This is a genomic window from Micromonospora sp. URMC 103 (assembly GCF_051386435.1).
Lineage (GTDB): Bacteria > Actinomycetota > Actinomycetes > Mycobacteriales > Micromonosporaceae > Micromonospora.
Genome location: NZ_JBPQTR010000005.1, coordinates 2,142,048 through 2,154,537, shown reverse-complemented (window position 1 = coordinate 2,154,537; position 12,490 = coordinate 2,142,048). Strand labels below are relative to the sequence as shown.

Genomic DNA, 12,490 nt, shown 5'->3' with positions numbered 1-12,490 from the left:
AAGCCATGATCAGGACCGCTTGAGTGAACAACCCGACACTGCTAGCGTGCGCCGGAGTCGATTTGTGCGCCGATACCCATGCTCGGGCACATGACCAGATATCCGGCCAGGACGGTGTGATGGGTTCCCGCAGTACGAATCTCCGTACCAAAGTCATTGCCCTGCTCGTGTCGCTGGTCGCGCTCTGGGCCTTCGCGGCATGGGTCACCGTCCGGGACGGGTTCAACCTGCTCGGCGTCCAGACGCTGAACACGCGGGTCTTCGAGCCGAGCGACCCGCTGCTCGTCCAGCTGCAGAAGGAGCGCCGGCTGTCGCTGGCCTACCTGGGCGGGCCGGACGCCGCTCAGCTCGAGGAGTTGACGGCCGAGCGGCGTCGCACGGACCAGTACGCGTCCGAGTTCCGGGAGTCGGTGCGGGACTGGCGCACCGAGGTGCCGGCGAGCGAGCAGCTCGAGCACCGCATCGACGACCTGCTCGGGGCTCTGGACCGGCTCGACGAGACCCGGTCCGGTGTGGACGGCCGCAGCATCGACCGCACCACCACGATGGCCGCCTACGTGGGCGTCGTCGACTCGATCTTCCGCGTGTTCGACGCGCTCGGTGGTCTCGACGACCCTCAGATCGCGCAGGAGACCTCGGCCCTGATCAGCCTGAACCGCGCCCGTGAGCTGGTGTCCCAGGAGGACGCCCTGCTCACCGGCGCACTGGCGGCGGGCCGGATGACGGTGGCCGAGCAGGCCCAGTTCGCCCAGCTCGTCGGGGCGCAGCGGTTCCTCGCCGAGCAGACGGCGATCGACATGGCCAGCAGCGACCGAGACCGCCTCGAGCGGACGATCGCGGGGGAGCCGTTCCAGCGGTTCCGCGCGCTCGAGGACGAGGTCGTCCGGGCCCGCAACGTCCCGGGCCGGCCGCCCGTGCAGACGGCCGAGTGGAACGACGCCGCGGCCCCCGCCATGCAGGGCCTGCGCGACGTCATCATCGCCGGCGGCGTCGACGTCGTGTCCCGGGCCATGCCGGTCGGCATCATGGTCGTCGTGCGGCTGGTGCTCGCCGCCGGTCTCGGTCTGCTCGCCGTCATCGCCTCGATCATCGTCTCGATCACCACGGCCCGGGCCCTGCTCCGCCAGCTCGAACGGCTGCGCGAGGCCGCCTTCCGGCTCGCCAACGAGCGCCTGCCCAGCGTCGTGGAGCGGCTCGGCCACGGCGAGGAGGTCGACGTGGCCAAGGAGGCGCCGCCGCTGGAGTTCGGCGACGACGAGATCGGCCAGGTCGGCAAGGCCTTCAACGGGGTGCAGGAGACGGCCATCCGCACGGCCGTCGAGCAGGCGGAGCTTCGCCGCAACGTCCGCGAGGTGTTCCTCAGCCTGGCCCGGCGCACCCAGGCGCTGGTGCACCGCCAGCTCACCCTGCTCGACGCCATGGAACGGCGCGAGCAGGACGCCGAGGAGCTGGAGGACCTGTTCCGGGTCGACCACCTGGCCACCCGGATGCGGCGTAACGCGGAGAACCTGATCGTCCTCTCCGGCTCGACGCCCGGCCGCGCCTGGCGCCGCAACGTGCCCATGGTGGACGTGATCCGGGGCGCGGTCGCCGAGGTCGAGGACTACACCCGCGTCAACGTGCTGCCGATCGGGCGGGTGTCGCTCGCCGGCCGCGCGGTCGGTGACATCATCCACCTGCTCGCGGAACTCATCGAGAACGGCCTGTCGTTCTCGCCGCCCAACACCACCGTCGAGGTGCGCGGGCAGATGGTGGCCAACGGGTTCGCCATCGAGATCGAGGACCGCGGGCTCGGGATGACCCCGGAGGACCTCGCCGCGGCCAACCACCGGATCGTGGACCAGTCCGAGCTGAACCTCGCGAACGCCTCCCGGCTGGGCCTCTACGTGGTGAGCCGGCTCACCGAGCGCCACGGCGTCAAGGTGCAGCTCAAGGAGTCGGCGTACGGCGGCACGACGGCGGTCGTGCTGATCCCGATCGACCTGGTCACCGACGCCGACGACCCGGAGACCTCCGGCGGGATCCCCGCCACGCCCCGCGCCGCGGGGGCTCCCGCCGTGGCGCCCGCGGGCCCGCCCGCGCAGGTCGCACCGGCCGTTCCCGCGCCCCAGCAGCCGCCGGCACTGCCCGCGGCACCCGTGGCGCTGGTCGAGCCACCCGCCCCCACCCGACCGGAGCCGCCGGTGGCGCAGGCCGACGGGCCCGGCGACGAGGCCGAGACGCTGCCCACCCGCACCCGGAGCGGGCCTCCCGCGGAAGCGCTGCCGACCCGCACCCGCCGGGCGGCGGAGCAGCAGGCGGCGCTGGACGGGCCGACCGTCCCGACCGGACTGCCGATGACCGTCCGCCGCTCCGGCGCCGACGGTCCGGCCGCGACCGGACCGGACGGCGGGCCCGGCGCCGAGGCCGGCCCGCTTCCGGCGCGCATCCCGTCGGCGCGCACCGACTCGGGCCTGCCGGTCCGGGTCCGGCAGGCGAACATCGTCCCCGAACTGCGTGACGATCCCGCCGGCGGCGCCGCTGATGAGGACGAGGACACGGTACGGCCGCCCGAGCAGGTGCGCCGGATGATGAGCTCGTACCAGACCGGCACCCGCCGGGGCCGGACGGACGCCGCCCGCCTGCTCGGCGGTGCTGGCGACGCTCCTGCGCCGGGCGCGGGCCCGGACGCCGACGAGCAGCAAGCGACCTGACCGTACGCCCGCGACGCGGGAACCCGCTCGCGACGGAACGGTCAGCCCAGACGAAACGCGGCGACATCCGCCGGTGGAGAAGAGGACGACGAGTGGCCCAGAAGACGGCATCGGGTGCCGACCTGACGTGGTTGCTGGATGATCTGGTCGGCCGGGTGAAGCAGGCCGAGCATGCGGTCGCGCTCTCGACGGACGGCCTGTTGATGGCCTCCTCGCAGGGACTCAGCCGGGACGACGGCGAGCACCTGGCCGCGATGGCGGCCGGGATCCAGAGCCTGGCCCGCGGCGCGGGCAAGCGGTTCGGTGGCGGGCAGGTGCAGCAGACCATCATCGAGATGCAGTCCTCGTTCCTCTTCGTCACAGCCGCCGGCCGCAACGCCTGCCTCGCGGTCCTCGCGAGTGAGGACGCCGACGTCGGGCTGATCGCCTACGAGATGGCGATGCTCGTGACCCGGGTCGGCAAGCACGTGGCCTCGCCGACCCGTACGGCCGATCAGTCGACCGGCGAGAAGTAGCCGCGATGACGGTGCAGGGGGAGTCCGCGGAGCACCAGTGGGTGGACGACCATGCCGGGCCGGTGGTGCGTCCGTACGCGGTCACTCGTGGCCGCGCCCGCCCGGTCACCGGCACATTCGACCTGATCTCGCTGGTCACGGCGACCCGCGCCGACGTCGGCGCGGAAATCGGCCTGGGGCCGGAGCACGTGGCGATCGTGGGGCTCTGCCAGCGCATGCAGTCCGTCGCCGAGATCGCCGCCCACCTGGACCTGCCGGTGGGCACCATCCGCGTCCTGCTGGGTGACCTGGTGGCCCGCAACCTGGTCCAGGTCCGCGAGCCGCGCACCTCGGCCGGTCTTCCCGACAACAGTGTTTTCGAGGCGGTAATCAATGGACTACGGGCCCTCTGAGCGGCCGGCGGGAGCGACCCCACTGCCCACCGCGATCAAGATCTTGGTCGCGGGCGGGTTCGGTGTGGGCAAGACCACCATGGTCGGTGCGGTCAGCGAGACGCGCCCGTTGCGCACCGAGGAGGTGCTGACCGAGTCCGGGGTCGGCATCGACGACCTGTCCGGGGTGGAGAGCAAGAGCACCACCACGGTCGCCATGGACTTCGGCCGGATCACCATCAGCGACGACCTGGTGCTCTACCTGTTCGGCACCCCCGGGCAGGACCGGTTCTGGTTCGTCTGGGACGAGCTGGCACTGGGCGCCATCGGCGCGGTGGTGCTCGCGGACACCCGGCGCCTGGCCGACTGCTTCCCCTCCATCGACTACTTCGAGGGGCGCGGCACGCCGTTCGTGGTGGCGGTGAACTGCTTCGAGGGCGCCAAGCAGTACCGGCTCGACGAGGTGCAGGCGGCGCTCAACCTGGACCCGGGGGTCCCGGTGCTGCTGTGCGACGCCCGCCAGCGGGAGTCGAGCAAGGAGGTGCTCATCACCCTGCTCGAGCACGCCATGAAGACCCGCGACGCCCGCGTCATGGACTGAGCGCGCCCGCGTCCCCGCCGCTCGCGAGCGAAGGGCCCCTCCCCGCCGAAGCGGGAAGGGGCCCTTCGACCGTGGTGCGTCAGCTCGTGATCATCCGGCGCAGCACGTACTGCAGGATGCCGCCGTGCCGGTAGTAGTCCGCCTCACCGGGGGTGTCGATCCGGACCACCGCGTCGAACTCGACGCCGGTGTCCGTGGTGACCTTGACCGTACGCGGCGTGTCGCCGTCGTTCAGGGCGGTCACCCCGGTGATCGTGAACGTCTCGGTGCCGCTGAGCCCCAGCGAGTCGGCGGTCTCGCCGGCCGGGAACTGCAGCGGGAGCACGCCCATGCCGATCAGGTTCGAGCGGTGGATCCGCTCGTACGACTCGGCGATGACCGCCTTGACACCGAGCAGCATGGTGCCCTTGGCGGCCCAGTCACGCGACGAGCCGGAGCCGTACTCCTTGCCGGCCAGCACGACCAGCGGGACGCCCGCCTCCTGGTAGGCCACCGAGGCGTCGTAGATCGAGCTCTGCTCGCCCGTCAGGTGGTTGACCGTGAAGCCGCCCTCAACCCCGGGAACCAGCTGGTTGCGCAGCCGGATGTTGGCGAACGTGCCCCGGATCATCACCTCGTGGTTGCCCCGCCGCGAGCCGTACGAGTTGAACTCGTGCCGCGGCACACCGTGCTCGGCCAGGTACCTGCCGGCGGGGGAGTCCGCCTTGATGGAACCGGCCGGGGAGATGTGGTCGGTGGTCACCGAGTCACCCAGCTTCGCGAGCACTCGCGCGCCGGAGATGTCCGAGACGGCGCTCGGCTCCCGCTCCATGCCCTCGAAGTACGGGGGCTTGCGCACGTACGTCGAGTCGGCGTCCCACGCGAAGGTGTCGCCCGTCGGGGTGGGCAGCGACTGCCAGCGCTCGTCGCCGGCGAAGACGTCGGCGTACGCGGCGCTGAAGCCGGTGGCGCCGATCGCCGAGGCGATGACGTCCTGGATCTCGGCGCTGCTCGGCCAGATCTCGCGGAGGAAGACAGGGTTGCCCTCGCTGTCCTCGCCGATCGGCTCGTTGGCGAGGTCGATGTCCATGGTGCCGGCGAGCGCGTACGCGACCACCAGCGGCGGGGACGCCAGGTAGTTCATCTTGACGTCCGGGTTGATCCGGCCCTCGAAGTTCCGGTTGCCGGACAGCACCGACACGACCGCGAGGTCGGCCTCGTTCACGCCGGCGGAGATCTCCTCGGGCAGCGGGCCGGAGTTGCCGATGCAGGTGGTGCAGCCGTAGCCGACCAGGTGGAAGCCGAGCTTCTCCAGGTACGGCGTGAGGCCGGCGCGCTCGTAGTAGTCCATGACGACCTTGGACCCGGGAGCCAGGGTGGTCTTCACCCACGGCTTGCGGGACAGGCCCCGCTCGACCGCGTTGCGGGCGAGCAGCGCCGCGCCGATCATGACCTGCGGGTTCGAGGTGTTCGTGCAGGAGGTGATGGCGGCGATGACGACGGCGCCGTGGTCCAGCTCGAACTCGGTGCCGTCCGCGCCGGTGACCCGGATCGGGTTGGTGGCCCGCCCGCCGGCACCGACCGCCGCGGTCTCCAGGTCGCGCGGGGCGTCGGCCGGGTCGTTGACCCCGTTGGCCGGCGAGTCGCTGGCCGGGAACGACTCGGCGCTCGCCTCGTCGGCGTGGCCCTCGACGCCGTACGGCTTCTCCAGCTGCGGCACACCCGGCTTGCGGTCCCGGTCGGCGCCGGTCTCGTCGGCGGCCACGTAGTCCTTCAGCGCCGAGCGGAACAGCGTCTTGGCGCTGCCCAGCGGCACCCGGTCCTGCGGACGCTTCGGGCCGGCCAGCGACGGCTCGATGGTGCCGAGGTCCAGCTCCAGACGCTCGGAGTAGTCCGGCTCCGCGTCCGGGTCGTGCCAGAGGCCCTGCTCCTTGGCGTACGCCTCGACGAGGGCGACCTGCTGCTCGTCGCGGCCCGTCAGCTGGAGGTAGCGGATCGTCTCGCCGTCGATGGGGAAGATCGCCACGGTCGAGCCGTACTCGGGGGACATGTTGCCGATGGTGGCGCGGTTGGCCAGCGGCACGGCGCTCACGCCCGGGCCGTAGAACTCGACGAACTTGCCGACCACACCGTGCTTGCGCAGCATCTCGGTGATGGTGAGCACCAGGTCGGTGGCCGTGGTGCCGGCCGGCATCTCGCCGGAGAGCTTGAAGCCGACGACGCGCGGGATCAGCATGCTCACCGGCTGGCCGAGCATGGCGGCCTCGGCCTCGATGCCGCCGACGCCCCAGCCCACCACGCCGAGACCGTTGACCATGGTGGTGTGCGAGTCGGTGCCGACCACCGTGTCCGGGTACGCCTGGCCGCCGCGCTCCATGATCGTGCGGGCGAGGTACTCGATGTTGACCTGGTGCACGATGCCGGTGCCGGGCGGCACGACCTTGAACTCGTTGAACGCGGTCTGGCCCCAGCGCAGGAACTGGTAGCGCTCCCTGTTGCGCTGGTACTCCAGCTCGACGTTGCGCGCGAACGCGTCCTCGCGGCCGAACAGGTCGGCGATGACGGAGTGGTCGATGACCAGCTCGGCCGGGGCGAGCGGGTTGACCTTGGTGGCGTCGCCGCCCAGGTCGCGGACGGCCTCCCGCATGGTGGCCAGGTCGACCACGCACGGCACGCCGGTGAAGTCCTGCATGAGCACCCGCGCCGGGGTGAACTGGATCTCCACGCTCGGGTCGGCCGTGGGGTCCCACGCGCCGAGCTGGCGGATGTGGTCGGCCGTGATGTTCGCTCCGTCCTCGGTCCGCAGCAGGTTCTCCAGCAGGATCTTCAAGCTGTACGGCAGGCGGTCGTGGCCGTCCACCTTGTCGATCCTGAAAATCTCGTAGCTCGCGTCTCCGACGCGTAGCTGGGTCTTCGCACCGAAGGTGTCGAGGCTCGCCACGTCGTACTCCTTCATCACCAGCGACCGTGAGTAGTCCTGAGCAGTCTGTCGCACCGGGCCGGGTGCCACCGAGGTTAGGCAACACTTACCCGCACCCTTGCGCAACAAAACCGTACGTCCGTCTTGCTATAAACGCAACCTCGTGCCATCGTGCGGAACGAGGAGGTACGTCATGATCCATCACGTCCAGCTCGCCTGCCCCCGCGGTGCCGAGGACGCGTCCCGGGCGTTCTACGCGGGCCTGCTCGGCATGACCGAGAAACCCAAACCGCCCGCCCTCGCCGCCCGCGGCGGATGCTGGTTCACCGGGTACGGCGCGGAACTGCACCTCGGTGTCGAGGACGACTTCCGGCCCGCGCGCAAGGCCCACCCCGCCCTCGTACGACCCGACCTCGACGCCCTCGCGGCCCGGCTCACCGCCGCCGGCGTGCCGGTCACCTGGGGTGACGACGAACTGCCCGGCATGCGCCGCTTCCACACCCAGGACGTGCACGGCAACCGGCTCGAGTTCCTGGCCCCGGCCGGCTGAGCGCGCTGGGCGACCGTCCGCCTCGGCGCACACCCCTACCCGCGGCGCCGCGGGTAGGGTTCGAGGCCGGAACGGGGAGGGGCAGGGCGTGCTGGACGTACAACACTGGCTGGTGGCGCTGCCGCCGCTCGCGGTCTACCTCATCGTCGCCGGGGTGATCGGTGTCGAGAGCATGGGCGTACCGCTGCCCGGCGAGATCACGCTCGTGAGCGCGTCCCTGCTCGCCGCGACCGGGGCCGTCGAGCCCGAGTGGGTGGCGGCCGCCGCCGCGCTCGGCGCCATCGTCGGCGACTCGATCGGCTACGCGGCGGGCCGGCGTGGCGGCCGGCCGCTGCTCGCCCGGCTGGGCCGGCGCTTCCCTCGACACCTCGGCCCCGCACAACTCGCCCGCGCCGAACTGAGCTTCGCCCGGCACGGCGTCTGGGCCGTCTTCTTCGGCCGGTTCGTGGCACTGCTGCGCATCCTCGCCGGCCCGCTGGCCGGCGCGCTCCGGGTGCCGTACCGCCGGTTCCTGATCGCCAACGCGGCCGGTGGCCTGCTCTGGGCCTTCACCACCACGTACCTTCTCTTCCACCTGGGACGGGTGGCCGAGCACTGGCTCAAGGACCTCTCCTGGGCCGGGCTCGTCGTGGCCGTGCTCGCCGGGCTCGGCACCACCTGGTGGCTGCGGCGGCGTGCCCACCGCAGCGACGGCGAACCGGAACGCGACGAGACGGTCTCCGCCGGGACCCGCTGAGCGCCAGCCGCCAGCCGCCCGTCGCCGGAGCGGCCGGTCGCTCTTGTGGCGACGACGAAAGGGCCGGCCCCCGTGGTGGGGGCCGGCCCTTTTGGTTGGACGGTTGGGTCAGTTGGTGGAGTAGCCGCGGGTGGCGATCCAGTCGGCGAGGTGGTCGACGCTGACCCAGTAGGAGGCGGTGTTGGGGTCGGCGGAGTCGGCGATTTTGACCTGGTGGCCGTTGTCGCGGTAGCCGACGACGCTGATGTAGTGGCCGCCTTCGTAGGAGTGGGTGTTGCCGTCGGTGTCGGTGGTGGTGCCGGCGATGTTGGCCACGACGGCGCGGCCGTCGTCGACGGTGCGGACGACATCGGTTGTGAGCTGGTCGGTCTGCTTGTCGTCGGCGGTGGGCTTGGAGATTTCGACGCTGTGGTAGGCGTTCTTACCGGTTTCCTTGTTGAGCACGGGGGTGATGTCGTTGATGGAGTTGGTGCCGGCTTCGGTGGTGCCCATTTCCTTGGCCATGGCGTCGACGTTGATGTCCTTGCCCTGGACGGAGAGGGCGTTGCGGGTGGCGGCGGGGCCGCAGTAGAAGAAGTTCGGCTGGGCCTCGTAGCGGACGTTGAGCTCACGCTGGCCGTGGCCGCGCTGGGTCTGGGTCTGGGCGGCGGGCTTGGCGTCGGCGTGGGCGGCGATCGCCGGGGCGGCGATGCCGATGCCGGTGGCGGCGAGGCCGGCGGTGGTGAGTGCGGTCTTGCGGATCAGATCGGTACGCATGAGGTGTGTGCCTTTCTGGTTCGGGGGTGTGGTGTGCCTGCGCGACGGCTGGGGGGTGTCGCGCGGTGGAAAGATCGAGGGGGCTGCCGGGCGGGGGTGGCCTGCTCGGCGGCCGGGGGGGTGTAACGGTGGGGGCCGGCGGGGGCATTCCGCCCCGCGGGCCGGCGGGGCATTCCGCCCCGGGGGCGGGTGCGGGCATTCCGCCGGGCGGGCCGGGCGTTCCGGCGGGGTTCCGAGGGCGGGTTCCGTGGGCCCGTGATCCGGGGGTTCAACGGGCGGGGCCGGTCGGATGTTCCGCCGGGGCTCCGCGGTCGGGGGTCCAACCGGCGGGGCCGGTCGGATGTTCCGTCGGGGCTCCGCGGTCGGGGGTTCCACGCGCCGGCTGGGCTCGGCTTTGCGCCGGGCTTGCGGCGCCGGGGTTGTCAACCACCTGCGGCGGCCGGGTGTTCCGGCAGCCGGGGCCGGTTGCTCGCGGCCTCGGGGGTGGGGGTCGCGCGGCGCAACCATGTTCAACGACCCGGGGTCGGCGATGATTCCGGCGGTGGGGTGACCCCGGCCACGGGACGACCGACCGTAAACCGGACATCCAACGCGGCCCGGGAACGAGGTCAACCGGACATGCGCGCTTGACGTGCGTGATCGACTCCGTTTCGCCGATGTGGCGGTGTCCGGGAGCACCGGATACCGCCATATCGCCGGAATGCAGTCGATCACGGCCGAACGGGGCGACGGCGACAACACCCGCCGGCCGTCGCCGCGCGCCGGGGCACACGCGTCGATCACGGCCGCCGGACACCGCGGCCTCGGGGGACACGCGTCGATCACGCCGCCAGACGCCGCGCCTCACCGAGCACGAGCCGATCACGCCGCTGGGGCACCGACCGCGCCGGAACCCGGTCGATCTTTTCGTCTCACCGGGGGCCTGCCACGATGGCCGGCATGGAGATGTGGAACAACCCGGCCTGCTCGAAGTGCGCCACCGCGCGGGCCACCCTCGACGAGGCCCGGGTGCCGTACCGCCTGCGGGCCTACCTCGAGCAGCCGCCCACCGCTGCGGAGCTGACGGAGGTGCTGCGCCGGCTGGGCGCCCGGCCGTGGGAGGTGTGCCGGACGCAGGAGCCGGCGGCGCGTGAGCTGGGGCTCGCCGACTGGCCGCGAGACGACGCGAACGAGACGCGCTGGATCGACGCGATGGTCGCGCACCCCGAGTTGATCCAGCGGCCGATCCTGCTCCTGGACGACGGCACGGCACTGCTCGCCCGAACGCCCGAGGCGCTGAACGAGGCCGTCGACCGAACGCCGGGCCACGAGGACTGACGGCGGCGGCACGAGGACTGACGGCGGCGGCACGAGGACTGACGGCGGCGGCACGAGGACTCACGGCGGTCCCGCACGGGGACTCACGGCGGCGCGGCCCGTCCCCCGAGTTTCCCGCCACGGCGAGCGGGAATGCGCCCCGCGGCTCGGGAGGACCGATCGCGGAGGGGGCGTCGGGTGTCGCAGCACGGCCTGCCCAGCGTCGCGCAGCGGCCCACGCCCGTCGCGGGCGCGCCGCTCTACTGCGACGCCCGGGACCACGGGTTGCAGGGTGACGGGGTGACCAACGACCAGCCCGCGCTGTCCGCTCTCGTGGACCGGCTCGGCGAAGGGTACGCGGCGGACGGGCGGCCGCGGGTCATCCACTGCCCGCCGGGCATCTACTCCATTCGGGACGCCGGCACCATCTGGCGCAGCGGGGTGTCGCTGGTGGGGGCGGGCCCGGCGGCCACCCGCTTCGTGCTGAGCAACGAGGGAAACCGGTCCGATCCGACGCCGCTGGCGTTCTGGACGACGGTGCAGCACGGCGCGGACCGGGACCGGCACATCGCCGACTGCACCTTCGCCGACTTCGAGATCGACGGGTCCGGCGTGGCGATGGCCGAGTACAGCTACCTGGCGAAGGGGCTGGGGCTCCAGTACGTCGTCCGGGGCGTGTTCCGCAACCTCTACATCCACCACACCGGGGCGACGGGCCTGGGCTGCGACTTCCTTCAGGACAGCCTGATCGATGGGTGCGTGGTGGTCGGCTGCGGCCGGCTCGACACCGGCGAGGAGATCGGCGGCGCGGGCATCGGCGTCGGCATCGGCGGCTGGGGCGACGTGGAGCGGCTCACCATCGCCAACTGCACCACGCTCGGCAACGGCACCAACGGAATCTTCCTGGAGCTGCAGAAGGACGACTGGGCGCCGCCGCGGGGCATCCGCATCATCGGCTGCCACAGCCAGGCCAACCGCTTCGGCATCTCGGACTGGGGCGCCGACGGTCTCATCGTGTCGGCCTGCACCCTCACCGGCAACCTGGAGGCCGGCTTCGACGTCTCCGCCAACGGCACCGCCGGGGTCGCCGGCCGCGGCGGCCTGCTGACCGACTGCGTCATCGACCGCAATGTCGGCGACGGGATCAGCATGGGCAACACGCCGGGGCCGTACACCGTCCGCGGCAACCGGATCAGCGGCAACGGGGCGTACGGCTACCACGAGCACGACCTCGGCCGGGGCTACCGGGGCCCGGCGCTGGACGTGGTGGTCGACAGCAACGAGATCTGGGACAACGGGCTCGACGGGATCCGCATCGACCGGCCGATGGCCGACGCCGCGGTCGTCAACAACCGCGTCCGCAACAACGGCCGGCGGCGCGCCCCGGCCGCGACGGGCGGCGGCGAGTCGGTGCGGTACGGCCCGCGGTCCATGTCGGACCGGTCGGCGCACTGGCCCGCCGACGGCCACCGCGGCAAGGTGCTGCGGGTCGGGTCCCACACGGCGGTGGTGGCCGGCAACACGGACACCGAACTGGCGCTCGCCGAGATCCGGCCGGACACCTACACCGCCTGGAACGAGGACACCCCGGCGCCGGGCATGGCGTACGCGCTCCCGGAGCCGCCGCCGGTCCGGGCCGGCATCACGGTCAACGCGCCGTTCGACTCGGCCACGGTTCGGGGGAACCGGGTCTGGGACCACCGTGACGAGCCGAGCCAGACGTACGGGCTCTGGATCACGGGGCGGGGGAGCTGCGTGGCCTGCCGGGTGCAGGACAACGACCTGGCGGGCAACGGTGCGGGGCCGCTCCGGTTGGACACCCCGCCGATCGGCGGGCGCTGGGACGGCAACCAGTACGACGACGGCTGACGCCGGCGTTTCCTCAGCCGCCGTCGTGGCGCGGCTCGGTGGCCTCCGCGTGCCGGGCGCGCAGCCGCTCCCGGATCTCCTCCGGGGCGTACGCCCGGCGTCGCCGCTCGGCCCGGGCGATCACGACACCGGTCGCCGCGACACCGGCGAGGCCGGCGAGCCCGAGCACCTTCCACCACCGCATCCGTAGCCGCATCGGCCTAG

Annotated in this window: 11 protein-coding genes; 8 read left to right on the top strand and 3 right to left on the bottom strand. The window is 72.3% G+C overall.

All coding sequences use genetic code 11. From position 1 onward, the window contains the following. Nucleotides 1–119 precede the first annotated feature (119 nt). The 4 genes from ACSNOA_RS23135 (at nucleotide 120) to ACSNOA_RS23120 (ending at nucleotide 4,180) form a co-directional block, all read left to right on the top strand. Nucleotides 120–2,693, top strand: a complete 2,574-nt coding sequence (locus ACSNOA_RS23135; protein WP_436661341.1) for a nitrate- and nitrite sensing domain-containing protein — start codon at nucleotides 120–122, stop codon at nucleotides 2,691–2,693. Between the two features lie 92 nt (nucleotides 2,694–2,785). Beyond that, entirely contained in the window at nucleotides 2,786–3,208 is a 423-nt protein-coding gene (locus ACSNOA_RS23130; protein WP_436661340.1) for a roadblock/LC7 domain-containing protein, read from the top strand. Between the two features lie 5 nt (nucleotides 3,209–3,213). After that, nucleotides 3,214–3,600 (top strand): DUF742 domain-containing protein, encoded by a 387-nt coding sequence (locus tag ACSNOA_RS23125; RefSeq protein WP_436661339.1) that lies wholly within the window; start codon nucleotides 3,214–3,216, stop codon nucleotides 3,598–3,600. After that, the gene (locus tag ACSNOA_RS23120) at nucleotides 3,581–4,180 is read left to right on the top strand and encodes a GTP-binding protein (RefSeq protein WP_436661338.1); all 600 of its coding nucleotides are present in this window, start codon (nucleotides 3,581–3,583) and stop codon (nucleotides 4,178–4,180) included. The genes ACSNOA_RS23125 and ACSNOA_RS23120 overlap by 20 nt, the downstream gene beginning before the upstream one ends. 79 nt (nucleotides 4,181–4,259) lie before the next feature. Here the strand turns inward: ACSNOA_RS23120 and ACSNOA_RS23115 are convergent, their stop codons facing one another. Further along, the gene (locus ACSNOA_RS23115) at nucleotides 4,260–7,115 is read right to left on the bottom strand and encodes an aconitate hydratase (RefSeq protein ID WP_436661337.1); all 2,856 of its coding nucleotides are present in this window, start codon (nucleotides 7,113–7,115) and stop codon (nucleotides 4,260–4,262) included. A 157-nt stretch (nucleotides 7,116–7,272) separates the two neighbouring features. Here ACSNOA_RS23115 and ACSNOA_RS23110 point away from each other — a divergent pair, with 157 nt between their 5' ends. Both ACSNOA_RS23110 and ACSNOA_RS23105 read left to right on the top strand, forming a co-directional pair. After that, nucleotides 7,273–7,629, top strand: a complete 357-nt coding sequence (locus ACSNOA_RS23110) for a VOC family protein (RefSeq protein ID WP_436661336.1) — start codon at nucleotides 7,273–7,275, stop codon at nucleotides 7,627–7,629. An 88-nt stretch (nucleotides 7,630–7,717) separates the two neighbouring features. Beyond that, nucleotides 7,718–8,365, top strand: coding sequence for a DedA family protein (locus ACSNOA_RS23105; protein WP_436661335.1), 648 nt, complete (start codon nucleotides 7,718–7,720; stop codon nucleotides 8,363–8,365). A gap of 108 nt (nucleotides 8,366–8,473) precedes the next feature. Here the strand turns inward: ACSNOA_RS23105 and ACSNOA_RS23100 are convergent, their stop codons facing one another. After that, nucleotides 8,474–9,121, bottom strand: coding sequence for a C39 family peptidase (locus ACSNOA_RS23100; protein WP_436658522.1), 648 nt, complete (start codon nucleotides 9,119–9,121; stop codon nucleotides 8,474–8,476). A 939-nt stretch (nucleotides 9,122–10,060) separates the two neighbouring features. Here ACSNOA_RS23100 and ACSNOA_RS23095 point away from each other — a divergent pair. Both ACSNOA_RS23095 and ACSNOA_RS23090 read left to right on the top strand, forming a co-directional pair. Beyond that, on the top strand, nucleotides 10,061–10,438 hold the full coding sequence (locus tag ACSNOA_RS23095) for an ArsC/Spx/MgsR family protein (protein WP_436661333.1): 378 nt from the start codon (nucleotides 10,061–10,063) through the stop codon (nucleotides 10,436–10,438). A gap of 177 nt (nucleotides 10,439–10,615) precedes the next feature. Beyond that, nucleotides 10,616–12,286 carry a right-handed parallel beta-helix repeat-containing protein gene (locus tag ACSNOA_RS23090; protein ID WP_436661331.1) on the top strand — a complete coding sequence of 557 codons (1,671 nt, stop codon included), beginning with the start codon at nucleotides 10,616–10,618 and terminating at the stop codon, nucleotides 12,284–12,286. 13 nt (nucleotides 12,287–12,299) lie between these two features. Here the strand turns inward: ACSNOA_RS23090 and ACSNOA_RS23085 are convergent, their stop codons facing one another. Further along, the gene (locus ACSNOA_RS23085; RefSeq protein ID WP_436662464.1) at nucleotides 12,300–12,482 is read right to left on the bottom strand and encodes a hypothetical protein; all 183 of its coding nucleotides are present in this window, start codon (nucleotides 12,480–12,482) and stop codon (nucleotides 12,300–12,302) included. Nucleotides 12,483–12,490 lie beyond the last annotated feature (8 nt).

Bases quoted from the DNA above. Each gene is read 5' to 3' on its own strand.
- ACSNOA_RS23110 (WP_436661336.1), top strand. From the start codon at position 7,273: ATGATCCATCACGTCCAGCTCGCCTGCCCCCGCGGTGCCGAGGACGCG.
- ACSNOA_RS23100 (WP_436658522.1), bottom strand. From the start codon at position 9,121: ATGCGTACCGATCTGATCCGCAAGACCGCACTCACCACCGCCGGCCTC.
- ACSNOA_RS23125 (WP_436661339.1), top strand. From the start codon at position 3,214: ATGACGGTGCAGGGGGAGTCCGCGGAGCACCAGTGGGTGGACGACCAT.
- ACSNOA_RS23095 (WP_436661333.1), top strand. From the start codon at position 10,061: ATGGAGATGTGGAACAACCCGGCCTGCTCGAAGTGCGCCACCGCGCGG.
- ACSNOA_RS23120 (WP_436661338.1), top strand. From the start codon at position 3,581: ATGGACTACGGGCCCTCTGAGCGGCCGGCGGGAGCGACCCCACTGCCC.
- ACSNOA_RS23085 (WP_436662464.1), bottom strand. From the start codon at position 12,482: ATGCGGCTACGGATGCGGTGGTGGAAGGTGCTCGGGCTCGCCGGCCTC.
- ACSNOA_RS23115 (WP_436661337.1), bottom strand. From the start codon at position 7,115: ATGAAGGAGTACGACGTGGCGAGCCTCGACACCTTCGGTGCGAAGACC.
- ACSNOA_RS23135 (WP_436661341.1), top strand. From the start codon at position 120: ATGGGTTCCCGCAGTACGAATCTCCGTACCAAAGTCATTGCCCTGCTC.